This is a genomic window from Beijerinckia sp. 28-YEA-48, from assembly GCF_900104955.1.
Taxonomy (GTDB): Bacteria; Pseudomonadota; Alphaproteobacteria; order Rhizobiales; family Beijerinckiaceae; genus Terripilifer.
This window is the reverse complement of record NZ_FNSI01000001.1, coordinates 2,874,304-2,899,069: the sequence shown is the minus strand read 5'-3', so window position 1 is coordinate 2,899,069 and position 24,766 is coordinate 2,874,304. Positions and strand designations below refer to the sequence as shown.

24 protein-coding genes and 1 pseudogene are annotated in these 24,766 nt (G+C 62.3%); 13 read left to right on the top strand and 12 right to left on the bottom strand.

Annotated features, from left to right (window positions below):
- The first annotated feature begins 133 nt into the window (after positions 1-133).
- The 9 genes from BLW50_RS13795 to BLW50_RS13755 all read left to right on the top strand — a co-directional run bounded on the left by BLW50_RS13795 (position 134) and on the right by BLW50_RS13755 (position 8,143).
- Complete coding sequence (locus BLW50_RS13795; RefSeq protein ID WP_090703348.1) at positions 134-1,315, top strand: ABC transporter substrate-binding protein; 1,182 nt, start codon at positions 134-136, stop codon at positions 1,313-1,315.
- 59 nt (positions 1,316-1,374) lie between these two features.
- Positions 1,375-2,235 carry a branched-chain amino acid ABC transporter permease gene (locus tag BLW50_RS13790; protein WP_090703343.1) on the top strand — a complete coding sequence of 287 codons (861 nt, stop codon included), beginning with the start codon at positions 1,375-1,377 and terminating at the stop codon, positions 2,233-2,235.
- On the top strand, positions 2,232-3,299 hold the full coding sequence (locus BLW50_RS13785) for a branched-chain amino acid ABC transporter permease (protein ID WP_244544234.1): 1,068 nt from the start codon (positions 2,232-2,234) through the stop codon (positions 3,297-3,299). Before BLW50_RS13790 ends, BLW50_RS13785 begins: the two co-directional genes overlap by 4 nt.
- A complete protein-coding gene (locus BLW50_RS13780) occupies positions 3,296-4,054 on the top strand; it encodes an ABC transporter ATP-binding protein (RefSeq protein ID WP_090703340.1) in 759 nt (252 codons plus the stop codon). Before BLW50_RS13785 ends, BLW50_RS13780 begins: the two co-directional genes overlap by 4 nt.
- Positions 4,047-4,763 carry an ABC transporter ATP-binding protein gene (locus BLW50_RS13775; RefSeq protein WP_090703336.1) on the top strand — a complete coding sequence of 239 codons (717 nt, stop codon included), beginning with the start codon at positions 4,047-4,049 and terminating at the stop codon, positions 4,761-4,763. Before BLW50_RS13780 ends, BLW50_RS13775 begins: the two co-directional genes overlap by 8 nt.
- Positions 4,764-4,845: 82 nt before the next feature.
- On the top strand, positions 4,846-5,952 hold the full coding sequence (locus BLW50_RS13770) for a 5-methyltetrahydropteroyltriglutamate--homocysteine S-methyltransferase (RefSeq protein WP_090703332.1): 1,107 nt from the start codon (positions 4,846-4,848) through the stop codon (positions 5,950-5,952).
- A gap of 142 nt (positions 5,953-6,094) precedes the next feature.
- Positions 6,095-7,282, top strand: coding sequence for a 4-hydroxybenzoate 3-monooxygenase (locus BLW50_RS13765; protein ID WP_090703329.1), 1,188 nt, complete (start codon positions 6,095-6,097; stop codon positions 7,280-7,282).
- 11 nt (positions 7,283-7,293) lie between these two features.
- Positions 7,294-7,701, top strand: a complete 408-nt coding sequence (locus BLW50_RS13760; RefSeq protein ID WP_090703326.1) for a PaaI family thioesterase — start codon at positions 7,294-7,296, stop codon at positions 7,699-7,701.
- A gap of 181 nt (positions 7,702-7,882) precedes the next feature.
- On the top strand, positions 7,883-8,143 hold the full coding sequence (locus tag BLW50_RS13755; RefSeq protein ID WP_090703322.1) for a hypothetical protein: 261 nt from the start codon (positions 7,883-7,885) through the stop codon (positions 8,141-8,143).
- A gap of 108 nt (positions 8,144-8,251) precedes the next feature.
- On the opposite strand, the gene BLW50_RS13750 is transcribed toward BLW50_RS13755, so the two are convergent.
- The 4 genes from BLW50_RS13750 to BLW50_RS13735 form a co-directional block, all read right to left on the bottom strand.
- Positions 8,252-8,941 carry a TerC family protein gene (locus BLW50_RS13750; protein ID WP_090703319.1) on the bottom strand — a complete coding sequence of 230 codons (690 nt, stop codon included), beginning with the start codon at positions 8,939-8,941 and terminating at the stop codon, positions 8,252-8,254.
- Positions 8,942-9,074: 133 nt separating this feature from the next.
- Entirely contained in the window at positions 9,075-9,767 is a 693-nt protein-coding gene (locus tag BLW50_RS13745; protein ID WP_139267621.1) for a pyroglutamyl-peptidase I, read from the bottom strand.
- Positions 9,768-9,817: 50 nt separating this feature from the next.
- On the bottom strand, positions 9,818-10,315 hold the full coding sequence (locus tag BLW50_RS13740; protein WP_090703311.1) for an ATP-dependent Clp protease proteolytic subunit: 498 nt from the start codon (positions 10,313-10,315) through the stop codon (positions 9,818-9,820).
- 38 nt (positions 10,316-10,353) lie between these two features.
- Positions 10,354-10,653 carry a hypothetical protein gene (locus tag BLW50_RS13735; protein WP_139267620.1) on the bottom strand — a complete coding sequence of 100 codons (300 nt, stop codon included), beginning with the start codon at positions 10,651-10,653 and terminating at the stop codon, positions 10,354-10,356.
- A gap of 361 nt (positions 10,654-11,014) precedes the next feature.
- On the opposite strand from BLW50_RS13735, the gene BLW50_RS13730 reads away from it, so the two are divergent.
- Positions 11,015-12,244, top strand: coding sequence for an alpha/beta hydrolase (locus tag BLW50_RS13730; RefSeq protein WP_139267619.1), 1,230 nt, complete (start codon positions 11,015-11,017; stop codon positions 12,242-12,244).
- A 283-nt stretch (positions 12,245-12,527) separates the two neighbouring features.
- On the opposite strand, the pseudogene BLW50_RS31070 reads toward BLW50_RS13730, so the two are convergent.
- The 5 genes and pseudogenes from BLW50_RS31070 to BLW50_RS13705 all read right to left on the bottom strand — a co-directional run.
- Positions 12,528-12,926 (bottom strand): annotated as a pseudogene (locus BLW50_RS31070) (lytic transglycosylase domain-containing protein); the annotation flags it as partial.
- Between the two features lie 235 nt (positions 12,927-13,161).
- On the bottom strand, positions 13,162-15,345 hold the full coding sequence (gene scpA, locus BLW50_RS13720; RefSeq protein WP_090709100.1) for a methylmalonyl-CoA mutase: 2,184 nt from the start codon (positions 15,343-15,345) through the stop codon (positions 13,162-13,164).
- Between the two features lie 47 nt (positions 15,346-15,392).
- Complete coding sequence (locus BLW50_RS13715; RefSeq protein ID WP_139267618.1) at positions 15,393-15,740, bottom strand: hypothetical protein; 348 nt, start codon at positions 15,738-15,740, stop codon at positions 15,393-15,395.
- Positions 15,741-15,766: 26 nt separating this feature from the next.
- Positions 15,767-17,617, bottom strand: coding sequence for a methylmalonyl-CoA mutase subunit beta (locus tag BLW50_RS13710; protein ID WP_090703295.1), 1,851 nt, complete (start codon positions 17,615-17,617; stop codon positions 15,767-15,769).
- 26 nt (positions 17,618-17,643) lie between these two features.
- Positions 17,644-18,030 (bottom strand): hypothetical protein, encoded by a 387-nt coding sequence (locus tag BLW50_RS13705; RefSeq protein ID WP_090703292.1) that lies wholly within the window; start codon positions 18,028-18,030, stop codon positions 17,644-17,646.
- Between the two features lie 157 nt (positions 18,031-18,187).
- Here BLW50_RS13705 and BLW50_RS13700 point away from each other — a divergent pair, with 157 nt between their 5' ends.
- Genes BLW50_RS13700 through BLW50_RS13690 form a run of 3 tightly spaced genes read left to right on the top strand, consistent with a single transcriptional unit; the run spans position 18,188 to position 22,323 of the window.
- Positions 18,188-19,855: a helicase HerA-like domain-containing protein gene (locus BLW50_RS13700; protein ID WP_090703289.1), complete on the top strand. Its 1,668-nt coding sequence runs from the start codon at positions 18,188-18,190 to the stop codon at positions 19,853-19,855.
- Positions 19,856-19,906: 51 nt separating this feature from the next.
- A complete protein-coding gene (locus BLW50_RS13695; protein ID WP_090703286.1) occupies positions 19,907-21,289 on the top strand; it encodes a dipeptidase in 1,383 nt (460 codons plus the stop codon).
- Between the two features lie 20 nt (positions 21,290-21,309).
- On the top strand, positions 21,310-22,323 hold the full coding sequence (locus BLW50_RS13690; RefSeq protein ID WP_090703283.1) for a YeiH family protein: 1,014 nt from the start codon (positions 21,310-21,312) through the stop codon (positions 22,321-22,323).
- Here the strand turns inward: BLW50_RS13690 and panB are convergent.
- The 3 genes from panB to BLW50_RS13675 are packed head-to-tail and all read right to left on the bottom strand — an operon-like array spanning position 22,320 to position 24,766.
- The gene (gene panB / locus BLW50_RS13685; RefSeq protein WP_090703279.1) at positions 22,320-23,165 is read right to left on the bottom strand and encodes a 3-methyl-2-oxobutanoate hydroxymethyltransferase; all 846 of its coding nucleotides are present in this window, start codon (positions 23,163-23,165) and stop codon (positions 22,320-22,322) included. The genes BLW50_RS13690 and panB overlap by 4 nt on opposite strands.
- 33 nt (positions 23,166-23,198) lie before the next feature.
- Positions 23,199-24,056, bottom strand: coding sequence for a pantoate--beta-alanine ligase (panC, locus tag BLW50_RS13680; RefSeq protein WP_090703277.1), 858 nt, complete (start codon positions 24,054-24,056; stop codon positions 23,199-23,201).
- A 26-nt stretch (positions 24,057-24,082) separates the two neighbouring features.
- A complete protein-coding gene (locus BLW50_RS13675; protein WP_090703274.1) occupies positions 24,083-24,766 on the bottom strand; it encodes a haloacid dehalogenase type II in 684 nt (227 codons plus the stop codon).

Sequence of the window (24,766 nt, the reverse complement as noted above, 5' to 3'; positions counted from 1 at the left end):
TTTGAACACGACGGACTTGCGAGCGGACGAAAAGTGTTCAAATGTCCCGGCCGACTAAGCAGGGCAACGTCTCGGCGAGGTCGAGGCAAGCGCCCACCTATAGAACATTTTACAATGCACTCGAGGGGAAAAGATGATGAAGCGCAGAGTTCTGCTCGCTGGCGTTGCCGCCGGCGCGTTCGCCGTACCGTTCGCGGGAATGCTGACCAGTGCTGCCGCCCAGGAAGTCGTCAAAATCGGTCTCATTGCCACACTGACCGGTCCGCAAGCTTCGTCCGGCCGCCAAAAGGTCGCCGGCGCCCGTCTCTTCATGGCCCAGAACGGCGATATGGTCGCTGGCAAGAAGATCGAGCTGATCGTCAAGGACGACACCGGCGTTGCTGACCAGACCCGCCGCATTGCCCAAGAATTAATCGTCAATGACAAGGTGGCCTTCCTCGCCGGCTTCAGCCTGACGCCGCTGGCGCTTGCCGTCGCCCCGGTTATCACTCAGGCCAAGGTTCCGGCCATCATCATGACCGCCGGCACCTCGGTCATCACCGAGCGTTCGCCTTATTTCGTGCGCGTCAGCTTCACCCTGCCGCAGCAGACCGTTCCGATCACCGAATGGGCGGCTAAGAACGGCATCAAGACCGCCGTGTCGCTGGTCTCCGATTACGGCCCGGGCATCGACGCGCAGGATGCGTTCAAGATGGGCCTCGAGGCGCGGGGCGGTAAAGTTCTTGAGCAGCTCAAGGCGCCGCTCGCCAATCCGGAGTTCGCCGCGTTCCTGCAGCGCGCCAAGGATCTGAAGCCCGATGCGCTGTTCCTCTTCGTGCCGGCGCCGACCGCTGGTTCGCTCATGCGCCAGGTCGTTGACCGTGGCATCAGCGAGGCCGGCATCAAGGTGATTGGCACCGGCGACATCACCGATGACGATCAGCTCAACGGCATGGGTGATGCGGTGATCGGCCTGACGACGTCGCATTTCTATTCGGCCGCGCACGACTCGCCGATGAACAAAAAGTTTGTCGCCGACTTCAAGGCCGCCAACAACAATATGCGGCCGAACTTCATCGGCGTCGCCGGCTATGACGGCATGCACCTCATGTACGAGGCGCTGAAGAAGACGGATGGCAAGACCGACGGTACTGCCCTCGTCGAAGCGATGAAGGGCATGAAGGTGGAGAGCCCGCGTGGCAGCTTCTCCATTGACCCGGCGACGCGCGACGTTGTGCAGGATGTCTACATCCGCAAGGTCGAGCGTAAGGACGGCGAGCTCTACAACGTCGAGTTCGACGTCGTGAAAGACGTGAAAGACCCGACGCATAAATAAGGCTCTGGACGCTCCGCGGCCTCACGCCGCGGAGCTGTCTCCGAGGGCGGGAGAATAGTTTGCTTACAATTTTGTTCGACGGCATCGCCTACGGCATGCTGCTCTTCGTTTTGTCCGTAGGACTGTGTGTCACCCTCGGGCTGATGAATTTCATCAACCTCGCCCATGGCGCTTTCGCCATGGCGGGGGGCTACCTCACGGTGGTCATGATGAACTGGTACGGCATCTCGTTCTACTGGTGCCTGCCGGCGGCTTTCATCGCCAGCGCCGTGCTGGGTGTCGTGCTGGAGCGCACGCTTTATTCGCGCCTCTACGACAAGACCCATCTCGATCAGGTGTTGTTCTCGATCGGTCTGATCTTCATCGCCACCGCGGCGGTGGATTATGTGATGGGCGCCAGCCAGCAGATCATCAATCTGCCGGCCCATCTCAGTGGCCGCTTCGAGTTCTTGGGCGCCAGCATCGGCGTCTATCGGCTGTTCGTGATCGTCATCTGCGGCCTGCTGACGATACTCCTGCAATATGTCATCGGTCGCACGCGCTTTGGCAGTCGCCTGCGCGCCTCGGTCGATGACCGGCGCGTGGCGCGCGGTCTTGGTATCGACGTGACCAGTATCTTCGCGCTCACTTTCGCGGTTGGCTCCGGCCTCGCCGGTCTTGGCGGTGCGTTGGGCGCCAGCATCCTGTCCATGGACCCGACATTCCCGCTCAAATACATGATCTATTTCCTCATCGTCATTTCCGTTGGCGGCACCACCACCATCACCGGTCCGTTCTTTGCCTCGATCCTGCTCGGCATTGCCGACGTCGCCGGCAAATATTTCGTGCCCTCGATCGGCGGCTTCATCATCTATTCGATCATGGTGCTGGTGCTGATCTTCAAGCCCGAAGGCCTGTTCACGCGGAGCACCCGCCGATGAGCGCCCTCACCAGCGAAAACCTTCGTATGCCAAACCCAGATTCGGCCAGCGAGCAATTGGTCTCCGCTGCCCGCTGGCGCTGGTTTGAGTTCCTCTTCTGGGGGCTCGCGCTTTTGTGCGGTCTCAGCATGTTCGCGCCGATGCTCGGCTTTAACGTGCCGATCATCCCGTCGAAGATGATGTTGATGAGCGAAATCCTCATCCTCGGCCTGCTGGCGCTGTCGATCGATCTCTGCCTGGGATACGCCGGTCTCGTCACCTTGGGGCAGGGCGCTTTCTTCGGTATCGGCGCCTACACCGCTGGCCTCCTCGCCAAATATGGCGCGGGCGTCGCGCCGTTGAGCGATCCTATCCTCGGACTGCTCGCGGCCGGCCTTGTCGCTGGCGCTGTCGGCTTCGCCACCAGCTTCCTGGTGTTGCGCGGCTCCGATCTGACACGTCTCATGGTGACGCTTGGCGTCGCTCTGATCGTCGAGGAACTGGTCAACAAGCTCAAGGACATCACCGGCGGTTCTGATGGCCTTCAGGGCGTCATGTCCTCGCCGATATTGGGCATATGGGAGTTCGATCTCTACGGCAGGACAGCGTTCTGGTACACGTTGATCGTCATTTTCGTCTGCTTCTGGTTCTGCCGTCGCCTGGTGAATTCGCCCTATGGATATTCGCTGCGCGCCATCAAGGGCAATGCGCTGCGGGCCCGCGCCATTGGCGTGCCGGTCAATGCCCGGCTGGTCCAGGTTTATACCCTCGCCGCGGCCATCGCTGGCATTGCTGGCGGCTTGCTGGCGCAGACGACGCAGTTCGCTTCGCCCGATATGGTCGCCTTCCATCGCTCGGCCGATTCCCTCTTGATGGTGATCTTCGGTGGCTCCGGCTATCTCTATGGTGGCCTGATCGGCGCAGTCGCGTTCCGTGTCATGCAGGACATTCTGTCGAGCATCACGCCGCAATACTGGCTGTTCTGGGTTGGTGTCGCCCTGGTGCTGCTGGTGCTGTTCGCCCGCAACGGCATCATCGGCCTCTTTGCCAGCGCGGCCGCGCGTTACAAGGGAGCGGGCAAATGACAACCGTTCTCGAAACGCGCGCGCTGTGCAAGAAGTTCGGTGGCATCACCGCCACCGACAATGTCACGTTCAAACTGCCGGCCGGCGCCCGTCATGCGCTGATCGGCCCGAACGGCGCCGGCAAGACCACCTTCGTCAATCAACTGTCGGGCGTGCTGCTGCCGACCTCCGGCAGCATTTTCCTCAACGGTCAGGACGTCAGTGAATGGACGGTGCGGGCCCGTTCCCGCGCTGGCCTCGCGCGCACGTTCCAGATCAATCAGCTGTTCGCCGATCTGACTCCGCTGCAATCGATCGTCATCGCGATCGACGAGCGCGAGAACGCGGCGCGCAGCTGGTTCAAGCCTTTCGGCGCGCGCAAGGATCTTGTCGCCGAGGCGGTCGAGCTGGCGCAAAGCCTCAATCTCGGTGATGTCCTGCATGAACGGGTTGGTTCGCTCGCCTATGGCAAGCAACGCCTGTTGGAAATCGCCATCGCGCTCGCCGCCAAGCCGACGGTGCTGCTGCTCGACGAGCCGGCGGCCGGCGTGCCTGAATCCGAACGCGAGCAGATTCTCAACGTGGTGGCGGCCCTGCCGGCTTCGGTCTCGCTGGTGCTGATCGAACACGACATGGATCTGGTGTTCCGCTTCGCCAAGACCATTTCGGTTCTGGTCAACGGCGCCCTGTTCGTGGAAGGCACGGCGGAGGAAATCGCCCGCGACCCACGCGTGCGCCAAGTCTATCTGGGCGAGGAGGAGATCCCCCATGGCTGATCTTCTCAAGCTCGAAGACGTGCGCGCCGGCTATGGCGAAGCGCTGGTCCTCAACGGCATCTCTTTGCGCCTCGAGGCAGGCCACGCCATGGCGCTGCTGGGGCGCAACGGCACCGGCAAGACGACGCTGATCAACACCATCGTAGGCGCCACCCGTTGGCGCGGCGGCTCGATCCTGTTCGACGGCAATGAGATGACCCGTCTGCGTTCCGATCAGCGGGCGCATCGCGGCATCGGTTGGGTGCCGCAAGAGCGCAACATCTTTAAGTCGCTGACGGTTGAGGAGAATCTCACCGCCATCATGCGTCCGGGCCCGTGGGGCCTGAAGCGGCTCTACGAGATGTTCCCGCGTCTTGCGGAGCGCAAACGCAATATGGGCAACCAATTGTCGGGCGGCGAACAGCAGATGTTGGCGGTTGCCCGCGCGTTGGCGCTCAACCCACGCTTGCTGCTGCTTGATGAGCCGCTTGAGGGGCTGGCGCCCATCATTGTTGACGAACTGCTCGCGGCTTTGCGGAAAATCATTCGCGAAGAGCAGATGGCCGCTATAGTGGTCGAGCAGAGCGCGAAGAAGATTCTGCCCTTGACGGACAGTGTTGTTATTTTGGAACGTGGCGCTGTCGTCTACAGTGGGCAGAGTACAGATCTCGCACAGGATGCCGACACGATGTCGCGTCTCCTGGGCGTCGCCGAACGCGGCGGCCACTAAGGTTCTGTTGGGGCGGAATGAGAAAAGTGGTGACCGCTTTTCCGCATTCCGCTCTCATTCTAGGAATTCGAAGGAGAATTCGATGCAACGTAAGATACCGCCCTTTCGCGCAGACCATGTCGGTTCGATCCTGCGCACCGCACCTCTGAAGGAGGCGCGCGTCAAGAAGGCGAAGGGTGAAATCACCGCCGATCAGCTCAAGGCGGTCGAGGACGAAGAGATCAAGAAGATCATCGCCAAGCAGGAAGAAGTGGGCCTGCATGCGATCACCGACGGCGAGTTCCGCCGCTCCTGGTGGCACTATGACTTCCTGAGCCAGCTCGATGGCGTCAAATTGGCCGAAGTCGAATCCGGCATCAAGTTCACCGGCGTCACCACCAAGGCTGAAGCGCCTTACGTCTATGACAAGCTCGGCTCGAAGCATCATCCTCATATCGAGCACTTCAAGTTCCTGAAGGCGCACACCAAGCGCGCGCCGAAAATGTCGATCCCCTCGCCGTCGATGCTGCACTATCGTGGCGGCAGCAAGATGGTCGATTCCAAGATCTATCCGAAGTTCGAGGACTTCTGGCATGATCTGGGTCTTGCCTATCGCGAGGCGATCAAGGGCTTCTACGATGCCGGCTGCCGCTATCTGCAGATCGACGATTGCTCGATGGCCTATTTCTGCGACGACAAGCAGCGCCAGATGCTGATCGAGCGCGGCGATGATCCGGACCAGTTGGAAAAGCTCTACGCGCAGACCTTGAACACCGCGCTGGAAGGCCGCCCGTCCGACATGGCCATTACCATGCACGTCTGCCGCGGCAATTTCCGTTCGACCTTCATTGCTTCGGGTGGCTACGAGCACATTGCCGATCTGATGTTCAACAAGATCGATCTCGATGGCTATTTCCTCGAATGGGACAATGACCGTTCGGGCGATCTGGCGCCGCTGCGTCACCTGCCGAAGAACAAGACCGTGGTTGTCGGTCTCGTCACCTCCAAGACCGGTGACATGGAGACTAAGGATTCGCTCAAGCGCCGTCTTGAGGAAGCCAGCAAATATACCGACATCGAGCAGCTCTGCCTGTCGCCGCAATGCGGTTTCGCCTCGACCGAGGAAGGCAATGCGATCACCGAGCAGCAGCAGTGGGACAAGCTGCGCATGGTCGTCGAAGTCGCCGACGAGGTTTGGGGCAAGGCTTGATCGCCTTGTCATGAATGCACGGGGCGGCGGTGACGCCGCCCCGTTTTGCTGTCCAACGGGCAATAAGTTGACCAATAAGTTGACATTGTCATCGACAGCCGTTTGGTCAAAATGATGGGCGGAAGAAGTCTGAGGATGGGTCATGCGGACACAGGTTGGCATTATCGGCGCGGGTCCCGCGGGGCTGCTGTTGTCCCATCTTCTGCATCTGCAGGGGATCGAGTCCGTCATCCTTGAATCGCGCAGCCGGCAATATTGCGAGCAGCGGATCAGGGCAGGGCTTCTGGAGCAGGGCTCGGTCGATCTTCTGAACGACACAGGCCTGGGCGAGCGCATGAACCGCGAGGCCTTGGTGCATGACGGCATCGAGATTTGCTTCGACGGCCAACGTCGCCGCATCGATATTCACGAACTGACAGGACGGCAGGTGTCCGTCTATGGTCAGCAGGAAATCGTCAAGGACATCATCGCCGCGCGCCTGGCCGCCGGCGGTAAGATCATTTTCGAGGCGCAGGCCAAGGAAGTCGGCGGTTTCGAGGGCGATAAGCCCTTCATCCGTTACCAGCACGAAGGCGCCGAACATCGGCTTGAGTGCGACTATATCGCCGGCTGCGACGGCTTTCACGGCATCTGCCGAGACGCCATCCCCGCCGATATTTTCAAAGGCTACGATCGGCAGTATCCGTTCGCTTGGCTCGGTATGATCGTCCAGGCCAAACCGACGGCTGACGAGCTGGTCTACTGCCACCATCCTGAAGGCTTCGCGCTGTTCACCATGCGCTCGCCGACCGTATCGCGCCTCTATCTGCAGGTCGAGGTCGATGATGACGCTAAGAACTGGTCTGAGGATCGCATCTGGGATGCGTTCCACCGCCGTCTAGGCCAGCACGAAGGGCTCGAAGTCAGCATGGGGCCTTTGTCGCAGATCGCGGTGACGCCGATGCGCAGCTATGTCACCGAACCGATGCGAGTTGGGCGCATGTTCCTCGCCGGTGATTCCGCCCATATCGTGCCGCCGACCGGCGCCAAGGGCATGAACCTCGCCATCGCCGACGTCAGCGTGCTCGCTCGCGCCTTCGTCGCATTTTACAAGAAGAACCGCACCGATCTGTTCGATGCCTATAGCACCACCTGCCTGAAGCGTGTCTGGCGCGCCCAGCATTTCTCCTGGTGGATGACCTCGATGATGCATCCGGTCGCCGACAGCCCCTTCGACAACGCACGCCAGATCGCCGAGCTCGAGGCTGTGACCTCCTCGCGCGCCGGCTCGACCTTCCTGGCCGAAAATTATTCCGGCCTGCCGCTCGCCTCCTGGCGCGAGCCGGTATAGCGAGCGTAGCCATGACAACCGGTGTTCCTTTCCTCGATTACTGCGGCATCGAGCGCCTCTCTCGCGCCGATGGGGTCTGTCGCGTCGCCGTCGATCCGACACCGGAAAAGACCAACCGGGTGCAGGCGGCCCATGGCGGCCTGCTGATGACCCTACTCGATGCGGCCTTGGCCGGCGCCTGCACGTCGACCCTGCCGGAGCCGCAATTGGTCGCCACCGTCGATATGCAGATCGCCTTCCTCACGCCGGGAAGGGGCCGTCTGGTGGCCGAGGGGCGGCTGCTGAAGGCGACTAAGTCCCTGATGTTCGCCGAGGGCGAGGTCCGCAACACGGCTGGCGAAATCGTCGCCAAGGCTTCCGGGCAGTTCTGGGTGCTTAACCGTGAGCGCGTGAAGCTCGGCTCGCAATCGGACGTGTAGCTGCCCTGCGGTAAAAGCGCTTGCAACCAAAAGCCGTCATATCCATTGTCAGGACATTAGGTTGCAAAGCTTCCGTAACGTTTTGAAATTTGACTGAGTCAAACGTCACAAAACGCGTCGGAAATAAAATCGGGGGGCAAATTGCGTTTCTGGAGAACGCGGTTTGCTCTGGGGCAGCGGAATGTCGGTCGATAGCCGGACCAAACAGGATGGCGGATCTCCCGAGCGCGGCGAAAGTGCCGACGCCCCCATCGATTATGGCCATCGCCATTTCGTCAATCTCATCGCGACGGTCGTTCTGTTGTTCCTGGCGGTCGCTTCGATCTGGACCATACGGGCTTTCGACTCCTACGAGACGCGCCAGCGCTGCATCAATTCCGGTCGCAAGGATTGCATCCCAGTCGCTGCGCCGCCGAAGGGCATGGTGCAGTTCGTCCGTTAGGGCGCCGAGCCAGTTCATCATCAAGAATGGGCTTTCTCCAAAGCAAAACGCCCGCTGTTGCCAGCGGGCGTTTCCATAAAGGGCCTAGAAGAGAGAAGGCCTTGAAGACTACGACGCCACTTCGCGCGTCTGGTGCCGGTTCTTCAGGATCAAGCCGACGATCACCACCAGGGCCGCGCCAAGAGCCGGCATGCCAAAGTGGACGAGCGCCGAAGGCAAGTTCGCGAAGGTCGCCGTTAGTGCATGTTCGTCGGCGATGAGTTCGCCCGCTACCCAGCCGAGCAGGGCAGCGCCGGCCCACACCAGCCATGGCCATTTCTCAAGCATGAGAATGACCAGCTGCGCGCCGAAGACGATCAGCGGGATGGAGATGCCGAGACCAATGATGATCAGCAGCCAGTTGCCATGGGCAGCGGCGGCGATCGCCACCACGTTGTCGAGCGACATGACAAGGTCAGCCACCGCGATGACGCGGACGGCGCCCCAGATATTGCTGGATTCCTTGATGTCCTTCTCATCGGCGTTTTCGATGAGCAATTGCACCGCGATCCACAGCAGCAGCACGCCACCGATGATCTTCAGGAAGGGCAGTTGCATCAGCTCGGTGACGACCGCGGTGAAGAGAATGCGCAGCAGGATGGCAACGCCGGCGCCAAGAATAATGCCCCACTTGCGGTTGTCTGCGGTCAATCCGCGGCAGGCGAGCGCGATGACCACCGCATTGTCGCCGGACAGCAGAATATTGATCCACATGATCTTAAGCAGCTGCACCAAGAAGGTGCCGGTATCCACATCCATCAGCCGTTCCCTTGTCTCGTGAGTTTACAGGGACCTAATTGAGGGGCCTTACGGGGTCAAGTCTACGAAGGTTTGTCTACGCAGGCTTGTCTACGGAGATTTGTCTATTGGGCGTGTGTTTACTGGTGTGTGTCTACCATGACTTGCGTGAAAGTCGCTGGTTCCGCGCCAGAAGCGTAACGGCAATAGCCACGGCTTGGCTTGCTTCCGATAAGCTCGGCAGGGGCGTTGACCGGGGGCGCCTGCCCGCCAAAGGGCGCGGGATAGGCCGCCGCCGGCGCAGACGCGGCACGTGAATGAAACCGGCCGGCCCATCGAATAGGTCTAATGTTACATATAGCGTCTGGTTGCAAAGATAGTCGCCGGCATCCCGCGATCGGGCGACGGCAATGCCGGTGCGCTGGATGGCGCAGGCAAGGAAGTCCGGGTTCCACCGGGCCCGGCGGATCGCTGGGCCCCCGGGTGTAACGGTAAACTGGCTGTTCAGGGCGCCGTCGGCATCCGGGTGCAGCACCGTTAGGCGATTGCGGGCTTGCGCTTCGACGCTGATGGCCCGGCGTCGCCCAGCCAGGCCCAGATGGACGACGATGTCGGGCTGGTGCTCCTGCAGCAGCGCGGCGATGCGGCCTACGACGCCAGCGAAGCGCACCGGCATCACGGCGACACGCAGCTCAATGTCGGCCAGCGCGAACCGGGGTTGGCGTTGCAACCTGCGGATGATCGCCTCGGTTGGGTTGGCGGGGGCGCCTGGAAAGGCGCCGAAAGCGGTGACCAGAACGCGCACGGTCCGCCGGTTCGAGGGCCGCCTGTGACCATTCTGCTCCATCGCTTCCTGTCTCCGAGGCGACACCGTCCAGCGGACGTCGAATTCGGAGACTAGCAACCTGTGGCATTCATGGAAGTCAGATCTTCTCGCGTCAGCCAATACATGTCGCGGCTGGGTGTGCCGGACAGCTTCGCCTTGATCGGGCCGGGCACACGGTACCTGTCGGCGTACTCCAGGATCGTCTTCAGAAAAATCGGGTCGGAGGATTCAGCACGCGTCACCGGATCGTTGGGGCGATGGACGCCGATCCGGGCGTTCGGGCAGGCTGATTTTTGGGCACCAGCTGCAAAAAGCAGAAAGCAGATGCTGGCGCATTTGTCGTGAACGATTGTCTTGAGGCGCAAGCCCGATATGGAGCGCGAGATGCATTCACCCTGTCCGGCGCGCCCTCCCGGGGAGTTCAGTTCGACCGCCTTGATGGCTGGTGTGACGAGCGCCGCCCAACGCGCGCAATCCCCCAGCTCGATGTAGCCTTCGACCGCGATGACGTCGCGCGATCGCAATTCGAACGTCGCCCCATGGGCAGAGCCCGCCATGGCGACCGCCATCGCGCAACAAACGAGGATCGCGAGTTTCGCCGCTCGCCTCAGCATCGGAACGTACCGGACGACGCAGGCATCCCGAGCACCTGCGTCAACTGGCGATAAGCGCTGCGCCCTTCGTCACGCTTGCCGCTCTCTATCAACGCCGCGCCCTTGATGCGCAATTGCCGCGCTCTTGCAAGCGCGTCGGGAGGAAGCTGCGCGCGCGCCAGGGCCGCGTCGATGGCACGAAGATCCAAAGGCGCCTCGCAAGCCGTGGCCGTATGCGGCAGGAGAGCTGAAGCGGCCAGCAGCGCCACGGCCAGCGAAAGCTTGATCATTCGACGGTGCATGGCGCGATCCATTTCGCAAAATACTCGTCAGGGGATCACCCACCCCACAGGAAGGCTGGAAAATGCGGCTGGTGTCGACCTTGGGCTAGCCGCAGGGGAGTATCAGGGCTGACTCTATGCCTGCACAGCGGGCGCGGCGGTGTGTTGGCGCACGGAACTTATTTCCCACACCCTCCCTATTCGCGCATTTGAGCAACACATCCCGAAAATGTTTTGCAACGGTCTCGTTTGTTCGCGGGATGTCCGCTGGTATTCCGGGGCGCCCTTAAAAACACACATTATTGAATTCAATCGCTTGGGCTGCCTCGCAGTAAACCTTCGTTAATCCGGCCGTTCCACGAATAGGCCGATCCTGCGCCGATGGCGCCTCCCGGTGATTGCCCCCGATCTGATGACCCTGCCGTTGCAACCTCGTCTCCGTTTGCCCCATTTCGCCCTTCTCGCCCTGCTGAGCGCGGGCTTGGCGGGTTGCACCTCCGTGGGGGCCGTCACCGACATGACGGCGAGCGCGGTCGACAGCGCCGGCAGCATGTTTTCATCGAGGCCGGCGGGGGACCCGCTGCCTGTGGATATGTTCGTCGCTTCGACGCGGCGCAGTGACCGGGGCAGCGCCGAGCGCGATCTGCCGGACGGCACGGCGCATTTTTCCCTCGTGACCGTTTCAGTGCCGCCCAATCACCGAGCCGGTAATATCGAAACCCCGAGTTTCGGCCGCCCCAATCCGGAAAAGCATTTCACCCTGGTGCGCAGCCGGCGCCTGGGCGAGTCATCCATGGCCCAAGAAGTCGCCACCCATCTGTCCGGCCGCGTCGGCTCGAACCGTGACGTGCTGATCTTCGTCCATGGCTTCAACACATCGCTGGAGGAGTCGCGCTTCCGCCTGGCGCAGATCGTCGCTGACGGCCGTTTCGGCGGCGTCCCGATCCTGTTCAGCTGGCCGGCGCAGAATGGGATGCTCGCCTATGGTTCGGCCAAGGAGAACGCCACCGTCTCGCGCGATGCGCTGACCGCGTTGTTGAACGAGATTTCCGCTTTGCCGTCGGTCGGCCGTGTCCATGTGCTGGCCCATTCCATGGGCGCCTGGCTGGCGATGGAAGCTTTGCGTGAATCCGCCATCGGCAGCCGCACGCTGCTCAATGGTCGGCTTGGCAATGTCATGCTGGCCGCACCCGATATCGATGTCGCTGTGTTCCGTCAGCAGATGGCGCGACTGCCTGGCACCAATGTTTCGGTTTTCTCTTCGACCAGCGATCGCGCGCTCAATCTGTCGAGCCGGCTTGTTGGCGAACGTGTGCGCGTCGGCGCTATCAATCCAACCGATGCCAACGATCGTGCCGAACTCGATCGTCTCGGCGTCAAAGTCTATGACCTCAGCGCCTTCTCAGACGGTTGGATCAATCACGGCGCCTATGCGAGCGCGCCTGATGTGGTGCGCCGGATCGGTGCGCAGATCGCCCGTCCGCGCGCCGAAGACTCACGCGAAATCTCCGTGATCGATGGGGGCACGATCGCCGATCAGCGCCCGCGCACTTCAGTTATCGAGAGCCAGCAGCTTCCGCCGCCGGTTGAGGCGCCTGCATCGTCGGCGGTAACGGCACAGTAGCGCGATGGGGCGCGGTGCGGTGTTTGCGCCGCTTGCGCGACTTCGATTTTTCTTCAAGCGCGGCCTGTTCGACCTGCGGTTCTGGTTCAGGCGCTGCGGCGGCCGGTTGCTCGGGCTGTTGCGGAGAGAAGAGAGAGGCAAGTCCCGCGAATGGCGAAGCGGGCGCGGCGGCATAAGCCTGCACGGGTTGAGCCATCGCTACTTGTTCGGTGATCACGACAGGCGTTGGTGCCAGAGCTCCATCCGCAGTTCCCTCCACATGGGCGGTGCGGAGCGCGCCGAGCATGCCACGGCGCTTGGCGATGTAGTAATAGCCGCCCGCGTAAAGCTGAACGGCGCGGTCCTCGTTACCACCAGCGACCCGATAGGCATTGGCGAGATAGGGCACCGCATAGGTGAGATTGGTTTTACCGTCGAGCAAGCCGGCAGGTGAACCGCGATAGCCCATGCCGCGTGCCGTTGCCGGCTTGATCTGCATGAGGCCATAGTTGCCGGCGTGTAGAGCTCTCGGATTGTAACGGCTTTCGCGTACGATGATGCGATGGATCAGACGTTCAGGGACATGATGGCGTTTGGATAATTCGGTGATGTCTTGATTGTAGCGCGTCGAATCTTGGGCCCGCGCCGGCACCACTGCCAGCAGCACCCCCGTGGCCAGCAGCGCGGATGAAAATCGATGCATCAAATGGCCTCCTCTCGGTGCCGTAGATCACGAAGAGAAGAAATGGGATCAACCGATCCAACTTCATCAAACGTAATCGCTCTCAAAAAGGCAGAGCGGGATTTGAGCGAAAACAGCCCATTTTTCGTATCCGCTCTGGCGCAAAATGCGTTCGATCGAAGCGCATTTTGCCCGCCACCGAGTGCGGCCTGTCCGTGGCGATAGCAAGGCAGGCCCGGTCAATTTTGCTAAGTGTCTATTCTGCCGCGGGTTTCTGCGCGTAGCCCAGGCGGCCGTTGAGCTCTTCGAGCAGCTTTTCGGCCGATTCAGCGATCGGCGTGCCCGGTGGAAAGATGGCTGCGGCCCCTGCGCGCCGCAGTGCTTCGAAGTCCTGCGGCGGGATCACGCCACCGACAACGATCATAATGTCGTCGCGGCCGAGTTTGGCCAAAGCATCGCGGACCTCTGGTACGAGTGTCAGATGGCCGGCGGCAAGCGACGAAATGCCGATAACATGAACATCGCCATCGACGGCCTGTTGCGCCGCTTCGCCTGGCGTTGCGAACAATGGCCCGACTTCGATAGCAAAACCCATGTCGGCGAAAGCCGAGGCGATGACTTTCTGGCCACGGTCATGGCCGTCCTGGCCGACCTTGGCGACAAGCACTTTCGGCTTGCGCCCTTCGTTCTCTGCGAAGGCACGCGTCATACGCTTCACCCGGTCCACCGCATCGGCGGCGGGGCCGGCCTCGCGATCATAGACACCGCTGATCGTCGAGATCTTGGCGACATGGCGATTGAAGACGTTTTCCAAGGCCAGCGAAATCTCGCCGACGGTTGCTTTGGCGCGCGCCGCGTCGATGGACAGCGCCAAGAGATTGCCATTGCCGCGCGCGCCCTGCGTCAGAGCGACAAGCGCCCGCGTCACGTCGCCTTCATTGCGTTCGGCACGCAGGCGTTTCAGCTTGTCGATCTGCTGGGCGCGCACGGCGGAGTTGTCGACGACGAGCACATCGATCGGCTTCTCGTTCTCGAGGCGGAACTTGTTGACGCCAATCACCGACTGCTGGCCGGTGTCGATGCGCGCTTGCGTCTTCGCCGCTGCTTCCTCGATGCGTTGCTTCGGCAGGCCCATGTCGATGGCCTTGGCCATGCCGCCCAGCGCTTCGACTTCATCGATATGCGCCTTGGCGCGCATCGCCAGCTCGGCGGTCAGACGCTCGACATAATAGGAGCCGCCCCACGGATCGATAACCTTGGTGGTGCCGGATTCCTGCTGCAGGAAGATCTGCGTGTTGCGCGCGATGCGGGCCGAGAAATCGCTCGGCAACGCCAACGCTTCGTCTAAAGCATTGGTGTGCAGCGATTGCGTATGGCCCTGTGTTGCAGCCATCGCCTCGATCTGAGTGCGCACGATATTGTTGTAGACGTCTTGCGCGGTGAGCGACCAACCGGATGTCTGGCAATGGGTGCGCAGCGCCAGCGACTTCTGCGATTTCGGCGCGAACGGCAGCAGCAGATTGGCCCACAGCAGGCGCGCCGCGCGCAGCTTCGCCACTTCCATGAAGAAGTTCATGCCGATCGCCCAGAAGAACGACAGGCGCGGTGCGAAGTCGTCGACTTGCATGCCAGCGGCAATGCCGGCGCGCACATATTCGACACCATCGGCCAGCGTATAGGCGAGCTCGAGATCCTGCGTCGCGCCGGCTTCCTGCATGTGATAGCCGGAGATCGAGATCGAATTGAACTTCGGCATATGCTTCGACGTATAGGCGAAGATGTCCGAGATGATGCGCATCGAATCCGCTGGCGGATAGATATAGGTGTTGCGCACCATGAATTCTTTGAGGATGTCGTTTTGGATGGTGCCGGAGAGCTTCTCTTGGCGCACGCCTTGTTCTTCGGCGGCGACAATATAGAGCGCCAGCACCGGCAGCACCGCACCGTTCATCGTCATCGACACCGACATGCGATCAAGCGGAATGCCGGAGAACAGCGTGCGCATATCGTAGATGGAATCGATGGCGACGCCGGCCATGCCGACATCGCCGGCGACGCGCGGATGATCGGAATCATAGCCGCGATGGGTGGCGAGATCGAAGGCGATGGACAGGCCCATCTGGCCGGCCGCCAGATTGCGCCGGTAGAAGGCGTTGGAATCCTCAGCCGTCGAGAAGCCGGCATATTGCCGGATCGTCCACGGCTGATTGACATACATGGTCGGGTAGGGCCCGCGCAGATAGGGGGCGAGGCCTGGCCAAGTGTCGAGGAAATCGATCCCCTGAAGATCGCCCGGCCCGTAAAGCGATTTGACCGCGATGCCCTCGGGCGTCAGCCAGGGGGGAGCGGCGCCAAGATCGGCGCTGGCGGCGGTTCCGGGGCCTGTTGCGGCGGCCGATGGTCGGAACCCTAGGGTCGAGAAATCAGGAATACGGCTCATGGCGCGAGTATAACCGGCGGAAGCCGCCAGGGCCACGTTGCAGCGCATTAGCCTTTATGGGCGCGCCATTGACCGCCGCAATAGCGGCTGCCGGACGACCAGGTGCCGGAACCCGTGCCCTTCGACAGCCGGCCCTGGATACGCACCACATCTCCGGCGCTCGAAAAACGACCCCAGACGGAGCCGTTCGCCTCGATCGTGCCGACGGTCGCAGCAGGGGAGCCGGCGCCGGAAGCCATTCGGCTGTCGGCGATCGTCACGGGATATTGCCGCACCGGCTCGCAATCGCCAACTTCAGTGGAGACGTCGAAGGACCAGGAGCCATCGAACGGGGCGGCCATGGCGCTGCCGGCCACCGCCATCACGAGGATGAAAGAGAGAACACGAAGGCGCATGGATGATCCGTCTTGAACGAGCATCGCTATTTCGCGCTGATCGCTGCGGTGAGTGCCCGCGCCAGGGCCTCGATCATATCGCAGCCGGCGAAGGCGAAATCGCTGATGCCAGCCGCGCGCAACTCGGGTTCCAGAGCCGCCGGCTGGCCGGCAAGCCAGATCTGACACGCGCCGGCCTGTTTCAAAGCCGTGGCGACGGCAGCGGCCTGTTCGGCATAGACCGTGTCGCTGGAACACAGACAGGCGATCGGCGCACCGCTGTCGGCGAAGGCGCGCGCCGCGTCGGTGATGGTTGCCAGTGGCCTCGAGGCGATGGTTTCGAGGCCGCTGGCCTCGAAGAAATTGCGTGCCCAGGTGGCGCGGCCGGTGAAAGCTGCGACCGTACCGAGATTGGCGAGAAAGATTTTCGGCGCCTGTCCGTGGCTGGTTTTGAAAGCCTCGGCCGTGTCGCGCAGCCGTTCGAACGGCACAGCGAGGCGGATCGGCGACAGGCCAGTGGCATCCATGTCGCCGGAGGCCGCCGCGGCGCTCAGCGGCAACAGCACATGGGCCGGCGCCTCGTGAATATTGGGAAATTCGCTGGTGCCGGTGATCTGCTCGCGCCGGCGGGCGATGTTCTTGAAGCGTTGCGCGCGCACCTGCGCCACCGCCTCGCGCAGCTTCCCGGAGGCGAGTGTCGAAAGAATGCCGCCTTCGCCTTCGATCTCCTGCAGCAGTGTCCAGGCCTTCTGCGCCAGCGCAGCGCCGATCTCTTCGAAGGCGCCGGAGCCGGCGGCCGGATCGTCCACCTTGGCGAGATTGGATTCTTCCATCAGCACCAGTTGCGCATTGCGCGCCAGGCGCTGCGCCTCGGCGTCAGGCAATCCAAGCGCCTGCGTGTGGGGCAGCACGCTGATGGCGTCAGCGCCGGCGACAGCGGCGGAAAACACCGCCGTGGTGGCGCGCAGCACATTCACCCACGGATCGCGGCGCGTCATCATCCGCCAGGCGGTTTCCGCATGCAGATGCAGAGGTCTTGGAGCAAGGCCGCAGGCGCTCTCGACCTGCGCCCACAGGCTGCGCAGCGCCCGCAGTTTGGCGATGGTGATGAATTCGTCTGCATCGGCGGCGAGGCGGAAGCCGATCAATTGCCGCGCGGTTTCGAGATCGAGCCCCGCTGTTTCCAGCGTGCGCAGATAAGCGATGCCGGTAGAGAGCGCGTAGGCCAGTTCCTGCGCTTCCGAACCGCCGGCCTGATGAACGATACGGCCATCGGCCACACAAAGCGGGCCGCGAAAGCCCAGCGCCACGAGATCGGTCGCGAGGGGGCCAAGCGAATGGAGGGGCGATGTTTCCTCGCCACGCGCCGCAAGGCCAATTGGGTCGACGCCGAAGGAGATCCGCGTCAGCGATGGCTCAAGTCCTTGTTCGGCGACGAGCCTGACGAGGGTTCTGGCAACCGCCTCGCCAACAGCGCCGGCATCCACCTCGATGGCGGCGCCGGCCAGATCAACGCCCTTCAGCGCCTGCGCGAGATGAGCGACGGAGAGACCAAAGCCATGGGCGCCAGCGGCGCCGGCCATCACCAGATGCAATCCGCTGGCGCCGTTGATCAGCGCCTCGAGCGCCTGGGCATTGGCGATATCGGCGTCGGGATGTTCTATCCGCGCCATCACCTGCCATTGGCCGTGTGCCGCGCGCAACGCGCGCGGGCCTGCTTGTGTGGCCCGCTGCGTCAGCGGGCCATAGGCGATGCCGTCAGCCGTATGCGAGACGAGCTTGTCGAACGACTTGCCCTTGAGGACCTTCTCGACCAGCGCGTGCCACTCACCTTCGCCGGGACCGGCGAAGGGAGCAGCCAATGGCGCGAAGGTGATCGAGTCGGTCGGGCCGGTCATGATGTCGACGTCTCGGCGTTCGTGCGTCAGACGAACTGGCTGAGGCCGGGGATGCTGCCGGCGATCGCGCCCATGGTGTCTTCGCCCGCCACTTCGCGGCCATAAGCGAACAACTCTTTGGCGAGAGACTGAATCTGACCCATGCCGAGGCCGAAGCCCTGCAATTGGCCAGCAAGGCCCATGATGCCGCCACCCATCAGGCCGCCAAGGGCGCCCATCAAGCCGCCACCGCCGCCTGCGGTTGCCGCTTCGTTCATCGCGTCACGCGCGCCGGGCAGTTTGTCGATCAGGGTGCCGACTTCGGCGCTGGGGCCTTCCTTTTCCAGGAAGGAAAGGACCGCGCCGACGGATTTGCGAGCCGTATCCGCGTCAACGCCGACGGTTGAGGTCAGCCGTGCAAGCAATTCTTCCATAATATTTCCCTTCCTGTCTGTTTCAGGACCGCACCTGGCGCATTTGCGCCACGTTTTGCCTGCCGATCAAGCGGAGATTTCTGTCGCCGTGGTGGAAAGCGTCAGACGGCTGTCTTATAAGAGTCCACCATTGTCAGAATTATGCAGGAATCTTGAGATGTCAGGCGATCCGCGTACCGAACCCGGCAAGATCCTCGTCGGCAAGAGCGATAAATACGAATACCTGACGCTCTCCGTCGGCAATCGTCATGGTTTGATCACTGGCGCCACCGGCACCGGCAAGACGGTCACCCTGCAAACTTTGGCTGAAGGCTTCGCCAACAACGGCGTGCCGGTGTTTGCCGCCGATATCAAGGGCGATCTCTCTGGCATCTGTATGCCGGGCGACTCCAAGCCGCCCTTCGTCAAGCGCGCTCAGGAACTCGGCTTCGAGTATCAGGCCGACGATTTTTCCGTCACCTTCTGGGATCTGTTGGGCGAGGCCGGCCATCCGATTCGCGCCACGGTCGCCGAAATGGGTCCGCTGCTGACATCGCGTCTGCTCCAATGCACCGACGCGCAGGAAGGCATCATCAATATTGTCTTCCGCGTCGCCGATGAAAAAGGTTGGCTGCTGCTCGACCTCAAGGATCTGCGGTCGCTCCTGCAATATGTCGCCGACAACGCCTTCGACCTGAAGACCAAATACGGCAACATCGTCCCCGCTTCCATCGGCGCGATCCAGCGGCAATTGCTGGTGCTGGAGAACCAGGGCGCCGACAAATTCTTCGGCGAGCCGGCGCTGGACCTCACCGATTTCATCCAGTTCGACAAGGAACGGCGCGGCGTCATCAATGTTCTGTCGGCGCAAAAGCTGATGGAAAGCCCGCGCCTCTACGCCACCTTCCTGTTGTGGATGCTGTCGGAACTGTTCGAGAAGCTGCCCGAAGTGGGCGATCTGCCGAAGCCGAAACTGGTGTTCTTCTTCGACGAGGCGCATCTGTTGTTCGACGATGCGCCGAAGGCGCTGCTCGATGCTATCGAGCGTGTCGTGCGCCTCATCCGCTCCAAGGGGGTCGGCATCTATTTCGTCACGCAGAACCCGCTCGACATTCCCGACACCGTGCTCGGCCAGCTCGGCAACCGTGTCCAGCATGCGCTGCGGGCCTTCACGCCGCGCGATCAGCGTGCTGTCCGCGCCGCCGCCGAAACCTTCCGCCAGACGCCCGGTCTCGACACCGTCAAGGCGATCATGGAATTGAAGGTCGGCGAAGCCCTCGTTTCGATGCTCGATGAAAAGGGCATGCCCTCGATGGTGTCGCGCACCTTCATCGCGCCGCCGTCCGCCCGTGTCGGCACCATCACGCTAGAGGAACTCAAAGGCGTGATGGCGAAGGACCCGATCAAGGACAAATACGACACGCCGATCGATCGCGAATCCGCCTTCGAGATTCTGGCCAAGCGGGCTGGCGGACAGATGGAAGGCGCGGGCTCGCCAGAAGTGGAAGCGGGCGCCGGCAGCGGCGGCATCCTGAGTGATATCGGCAATGCCATCGGCGGCGTCTTCGGGAGTCCACCGACGACGATCAATCCGAAGACCGGCAAGCCGATGCGCCAGCCCAAGACGACGGCGCAGGTGATCGTGCAATCGGCCGTACAGTCGGCGACCCGCGCGGTCGGCTCGCAAATCGGCCGCGCCATTTTGCGCAATGTGCTGGGCGGCATATTGGGCGGCAAGGGCGGTCGCTATGGCATTGCCGATGGTGTGTCGTCGAATTCGACCGCCAAAACCGCGTCCGAAAATCCGCTCGATCGTCCCGACGACAAAGGCGCTCGCCGCTCATAGGCGAGAGCGCGGTTGATTGGCTATGCTGGTGCACAACGGTAGCGGACACACATGACAGATATTTCTTCGGCTCTCGCCACCCTCGACAAAAACACCGATGCCGCGCTGACGCGACTGTTCGATCTGCTCAAGATCTCGTCCATCTCGACGGATCCGCAGTTCAAGGCGGAGTGCCAGCGCGCCGCGCAATGGCTCGCCGACGAGCTGAAGGGCATCGGCTTCGAGGCGTCTGTGCGGCCGACCGCCGGCCACCCCATGGTCGTCGCCCATGCCAAGGCGCAGCGCGCCAACGCGCCGCATGTGTTGTTCTACGGCCATTACGATGTGCAGCCGGTCGATCCTCTCAATCTCTGGGAGACCGATCCGTTCGCGCCGCGCCTGGTCGATGGGCGCAACGGCAAGCAGATCGTCGCGCGCGGCTCCTCCGACGACAAAGGCCAGCTCATGACCTTCGTCGAAGCCTGCCGGGCGCTGATGGCCAATGGCGGTCTGCCCTGCAATGTCACCATCCTCTTCGAGGGTGAGGAAGAGTGCGGCTCTCCCTCCCTGCCGGCCTTCCTCAAGGCCAACAAGGACGAATTGAAGGCCGATATCGCTCTCGTCTGCGACACCAATATGTGGGACACGAAGACGCCGGCCATCACCACCATGCTGCGCGGTCTCGTCTTCCATGAAGTGGTGATCAAGGCAGCGAGCCGCGATCTGCATTCGGGCATGTTCGGCGGCCCAGCCGCCAATCCCATTCGCATTCTCTCTCATATTCTCGCCGGTCTGCATGATGCCGATGGCCGCGTCACCCTGCCGGGCTTTTATGATGGCGTCACCGAATTGCCGGCCGATGTGGCCGCGCAATGGCAGGCGCTGCCCTTCGATGCGGCGCATTTTCTCTCCGACGTCGGCCTGTCGGTGCCGGCGGGCGAGAAGGGGCGCAGCGTGCTGGAGCAGATCTGGTCGCGGCCGACCTGTGAGATGAACGGCATTATCGGCGGCTATACGGGCGAAGGCGCCAAGACGGTGTTGCCGGCCGAGGCGCGCGCCAAAGTGTCGTTCCGCCTCGTCGGACAACAGGACCCGGTCAAGATCGTCAAGGCGTTCGAAGCGCATGTGCGCGCCGGTCTGCCTGCCGATTGTAAGGTGGAGTTCATCTCGCATGGCGCTTCGCCGGCCTTGCAACTGCCCTTCGCCTCGCCGGAACTAAGCAAGGCGCGCGATGCCCTGCAGCGCGAGTGGGGCAAGGAGACGGTGCTGGTCGGTTCCGGGGGCTCCATTCCCATCATCGGCCTGTTCAAAAGCGAACTCGATCTCGATTCCCTGATGATCGGCTTCGCGCTCGAAAGCGACAAGATCCATTCCCCCAACGAAAAATACGAACTGTCCTCTTTCCAAGGCGGCATGCGTTCCTGGGTGCGCGTTCTGGAAGCCCTGGGTAATTGACCCGAACATAAGCACATAAAATGAACCTAGAGAGGATACGCCGCGCGCTGCCAGAAGGCAGCGCCTTCGGCCCATGGCCGGGCATTGTGTTGTGCTGCCTGGTGGCGCTTGTGGCGCATCTCGCTGGATTGGCGCAGCGCGCCATCGGCCATCAGGTGATTGATGCCTATGTCGGCGCGATCCTGATCGGCATGGCTCTGCGCACCTTCGTGCAGCCTGGCCGGCCGTTTGATAAAGGCATCGACTTTTCGGCGAAGACCTTGCTCGAAATCGGCGTGGCTTTGCTCGGCGCTTCGATTGGCTATGGCATGGTGCCAGGTCTGTCGGTCGGCATCGTTGTGAGCGCCATGGCGGTCGTCGTCATCGGCATGGGCCTGAGTTTCCTGATCGGGCAGGCGTTGGGCCTGTCGAAGAACCTCGCCATCATGGTCGCCTGCGGCAGCTCCATCTGCGGCAATTCAGCCATCGCCGCCGTCGCGCCAGCGATCCGTGCCGAGCCGCGCGAAGTCACCGCCGCGATTGCCTTTACGGCGATCTGGGGCCTGCCGCTCGCCATCCTCTATCCGTTTTTCTTCGATGCACTGGGGCTGACGAGCGCGCAATATGGCGCTTTCGCCGGGCTGACGATCTATTCAGTGCCGCAGGTGCTAGCGGCGACCATGCCGATCGGCGCGGTGGCGACGCAGATCGGTACGTTCACCAAACTGGTGCGGGTGATGATGCTGGCGCCGGTGCTGCTCGTGGTGTCGTTACTTAACGCGCGCAGCCGCAACGTGCGCGTCACCCTGCCGTGGTTCATCTATGCGTTTCTCGGCCTCGTCGCGCTGCGCTCGCTTGGGCTCATTCCCGACGAGCCCCGCGCCTGGCTGCTTGGCGCTTCCAACCTCTTGACGCTCATCGCCATGGCGGCGCTGGGCCTCTCGGCCGATGCGCGCGTGCTGCTGCGCTCCGGCAGTCGCGTTTCGCTCGCCGCGCTCGCCTCGATGGCGCTGATCAGCGTGCTTGGCTATGTGCTGGTGAGGTTGGTTGGTTAGTAAGAATGTTCCGCAGCCGGAAAACTCTTGCCCTTCACGTCCTGCACATAGCGCGTCACGGCGTCATCGATGCTTGAAGCGCCGGCCATGAAATCCTTGGTGAAGCGGGCTTTCTTGCCGGGATAAACACCAATCATGTCGTGCAGCACCAGCACTTGGCCGGAGCAATCGACACCCGCGCCGATGCCGATCGTACCGGCCGTGGTCAGCGCGGCGGTGATTGCGCCCGCCACTTTCGTCGGCACCATTTCCATCAGGATGAAGGCCGCTCCGGCTTCCGCCAGCGACTTGGCGTCGTCGAGCAGTACTTTGGCGGTCAGCTGATTGGCGCCCTGCACGCGATAGCCGCCGAGCTGATGCACCGATTGCGGTGTCAGCCCGATATGGGCGCAGACCGGCACGCCGCGCTGCACCAGGAAGTGTACGGTCTCGGTCATATGGGCGCCGCCCTCGAGCTTCACCATCTGCGCGCCAGCCGCCATCAATCGGGCGGCGTTGCGCATGGCCTGCGACGGGCTCTCCTGATAGGAGCCGAAGGGCAGGTCGGTCATGACGAAGGAACGGCGCACGCCGCGCACCACGCAGGCCGTGTGATATTCCATATGTTCCATGGTCACGGGCAAGGTCGATGTATGGCCCTGCAACACATTGCCCAAGGAATCGCCAACGAGCTGGATGTCGACACCGCAGCGATCGAGCAGCGTCGCGAAGCTTGAATCATAGCAAGTGAGCGAAGCGATTTTTTCGCCGGTAGCGCGCATCTTCTCAAAGTCGGTCAGCTTCAACGGCCTGACGTCGGACGTCTTGGTATCAGATGTCTTGGCATCGGCGAGATAGGCCATGGTGATTTCCTGGAACTCTTGCTGGTGATGTCGTTAAGACAACGCGACGGAAATATTGTCGATGAGACGGGTCTTACCGAGTTTGGCGGCAACAAGCAGCCGCAGCGGCTGTGTCAGCGGCCGTGCCGGCACAGCCAGGGAAGTGGCATCGCGCAATTCGAGATAGTCGAGCACGAAGCCGGCATCGGCAAGCGCTTGGCGCCCAATGGTAAGAGCACTCTCGGCATCTTCGCCCGCGCCAATCCGGCGGGCCACATCTTGCAACGTTGCGTACAGAAGCGGCGCGCGGCGGCGTTCGTCGGTGTCGAGATAGACATTGCGCGAGGACATGGCGAGGCCGTCGCTTTCGCGCACTGTCGGTGCGCCGACAATCTCCACCGGCAGATCGAGATCTTTCGCCATCTGCGTGATCACTGCGAGCTGCTGGAAATCCTTCTCGCCGAAAATGGCGAAGTCCGGCGTGCTCTGGAGCAGCAGTTTGGCGACAATCGTCGCGACGCCGGCGAAATGGGTGGGGCGGAAGCGATCTTCCAGGCCAGCCTTGGCCGGGCCATCCAGCGAGACAGTGGTGGCAAAGCCCGCCGGATAGATGACTTGCGGCGTCGGCGCGAAAACCGCGTCAATGCCGGCCGCCGTCAGTCGCTCGAGATCGGTTTCGAACGTGCGCGGATATTTGGCGAAATCTTCATTCGGCGCGAATTGGGTCGGATTGACGAAAACCGAAGCCACGGCCCGGCGCGCCTTGCGCTTGGCCAATTGCGCCAATGAGATATGGCCGGCGTGCAAAGCCCCCATTGTCGGCACGAGCGCCACGGTCTCTCCAGCCCGTCGCCAGGGGGCAAGCGTGGCGCGCAGGTCGGCAACGGTACTGATAACGGCAGGCTTGTTCATCGCGGTTTCCGGTTCGGCGGACGGCCCTATGTAAGGGGCGACGCGCCGGTCTCCAAGCCCGGTAATTCAGCCAGCGATTTTATAGCCTTAACTGGGGACAGATCGGGATATTCGTCAGGCTGGCTGGTACGGTTGACCCAGACCGGGCGGAAGCCGAATTGGCGCGCGCCGGCAATGTCCCAGCGGTTCGACGACAGGAAGGTCACGGCGTCCGGTTTGGCCTGGAAACGCGCGGTCACCAGTTCATAGGTCCGGGGCAGGGTTTTAAAGGCCTGCAGAGTGTCGACGGACAGGACGGCATCGAACAGGCTGTTCAGGCCGGCAGCGTCGATGGCGGCTTCCAGCATGGCCGGCGTGCCGTTGGACAGAATGGCGAGGCGCGCGCCTTGCGCCTTCAAGGCCGCGAGACAGGGCTTGGCGTCGGGATAGGCGTCGAGGGTTTCATAAGCGGCGAGCAAAGCCGCGCGCGTCTGCGCATCGATGCCGCCGAAGCGCGCCGCGGCGAAATCGAGCGCTTGCGCCGTCAGCACGCGGAAGTCGCGATAGGCGCCCATCAACGTGCGCGTCCAAGTATATTCGAGCTGTTTGGCGCGCCACAGTTCCGACAGGCGATCGGCCTGTGCGCCGATCGCGTCGCGGTGGCGGTCGACGGCGGCATGCACGTTGAACAAGGTGCCGTAAGCGTCGAAAGCATAGATCGCTGCGGCCAT

Coding starts and splice junctions, on each gene's coding strand:
- BLW50_RS13795 (WP_090703348.1), top strand. CDS start 134: ATGATGAAGCGCAGAGTTCTGCTCGCTGGCGTTGCCGCCGGCGCGTTC.
- BLW50_RS13785 (WP_244544234.1), top strand. CDS start 2,232: ATGAGCGCCCTCACCAGCGAAAACCTTCGTATGCCAAACCCAGATTCG.
- BLW50_RS13780 (WP_090703340.1), top strand. CDS start 3,296: ATGACAACCGTTCTCGAAACGCGCGCGCTGTGCAAGAAGTTCGGTGGC.
- BLW50_RS13775 (WP_090703336.1), top strand. CDS start 4,047: ATGGCTGATCTTCTCAAGCTCGAAGACGTGCGCGCCGGCTATGGCGAA.
- BLW50_RS13770 (WP_090703332.1), top strand. CDS start 4,846: ATGCAACGTAAGATACCGCCCTTTCGCGCAGACCATGTCGGTTCGATC.
- BLW50_RS13765 (WP_090703329.1), top strand. CDS start 6,095: ATGCGGACACAGGTTGGCATTATCGGCGCGGGTCCCGCGGGGCTGCTG.
- BLW50_RS13760 (WP_090703326.1), top strand. CDS start 7,294: ATGACAACCGGTGTTCCTTTCCTCGATTACTGCGGCATCGAGCGCCTC.
- BLW50_RS13755 (WP_090703322.1), top strand. CDS start 7,883: ATGTCGGTCGATAGCCGGACCAAACAGGATGGCGGATCTCCCGAGCGC.
- BLW50_RS13750 (WP_090703319.1), bottom strand. CDS start 8,941: ATGGATGTGGATACCGGCACCTTCTTGGTGCAGCTGCTTAAGATCATG.
- BLW50_RS13745 (WP_139267621.1), bottom strand. CDS start 9,767: ATGGAGCAGAATGGTCACAGGCGGCCCTCGAACCGGCGGACCGTGCGC.
- BLW50_RS13740 (WP_090703311.1), bottom strand. CDS start 10,315: ATGGCGGTCGCCATGGCGGGCTCTGCCCATGGGGCGACGTTCGAATTG.
- BLW50_RS13735 (WP_139267620.1), bottom strand. CDS start 10,653: ATGGATCGCGCCATGCACCGTCGAATGATCAAGCTTTCGCTGGCCGTG.
- scpA (WP_090709100.1), bottom strand. CDS start 15,345: ATGAGCCGTATTCCTGATTTCTCGACCCTAGGGTTCCGACCATCGGCC.
- BLW50_RS13715 (WP_139267618.1), bottom strand. CDS start 15,740: ATGCGCCTTCGTGTTCTCTCTTTCATCCTCGTGATGGCGGTGGCCGGC.
- BLW50_RS13710 (WP_090703295.1), bottom strand. CDS start 17,617: ATGACCGGCCCGACCGACTCGATCACCTTCGCGCCATTGGCTGCTCCC.
- BLW50_RS13705 (WP_090703292.1), bottom strand. CDS start 18,030: ATGGAAGAATTGCTTGCACGGCTGACCTCAACCGTCGGCGTTGACGCG.
- BLW50_RS13700 (WP_090703289.1), top strand. CDS start 18,188: ATGTCAGGCGATCCGCGTACCGAACCCGGCAAGATCCTCGTCGGCAAG.
- BLW50_RS13695 (WP_090703286.1), top strand. CDS start 19,907: ATGACAGATATTTCTTCGGCTCTCGCCACCCTCGACAAAAACACCGAT.
- BLW50_RS13690 (WP_090703283.1), top strand. CDS start 21,310: ATGAACCTAGAGAGGATACGCCGCGCGCTGCCAGAAGGCAGCGCCTTC.
- panB (WP_090703279.1), bottom strand. CDS start 23,165: ATGGCCTATCTCGCCGATGCCAAGACATCTGATACCAAGACGTCCGAC.
- panC (WP_090703277.1), bottom strand. CDS start 24,056: ATGAACAAGCCTGCCGTTATCAGTACCGTTGCCGACCTGCGCGCCACG.
- BLW50_RS13675 (WP_090703274.1), bottom strand. CDS start 24,766: ATGGCCGCAGCGATCTATGCTTTCGACGCTTACGGCACCTTGTTCAAC.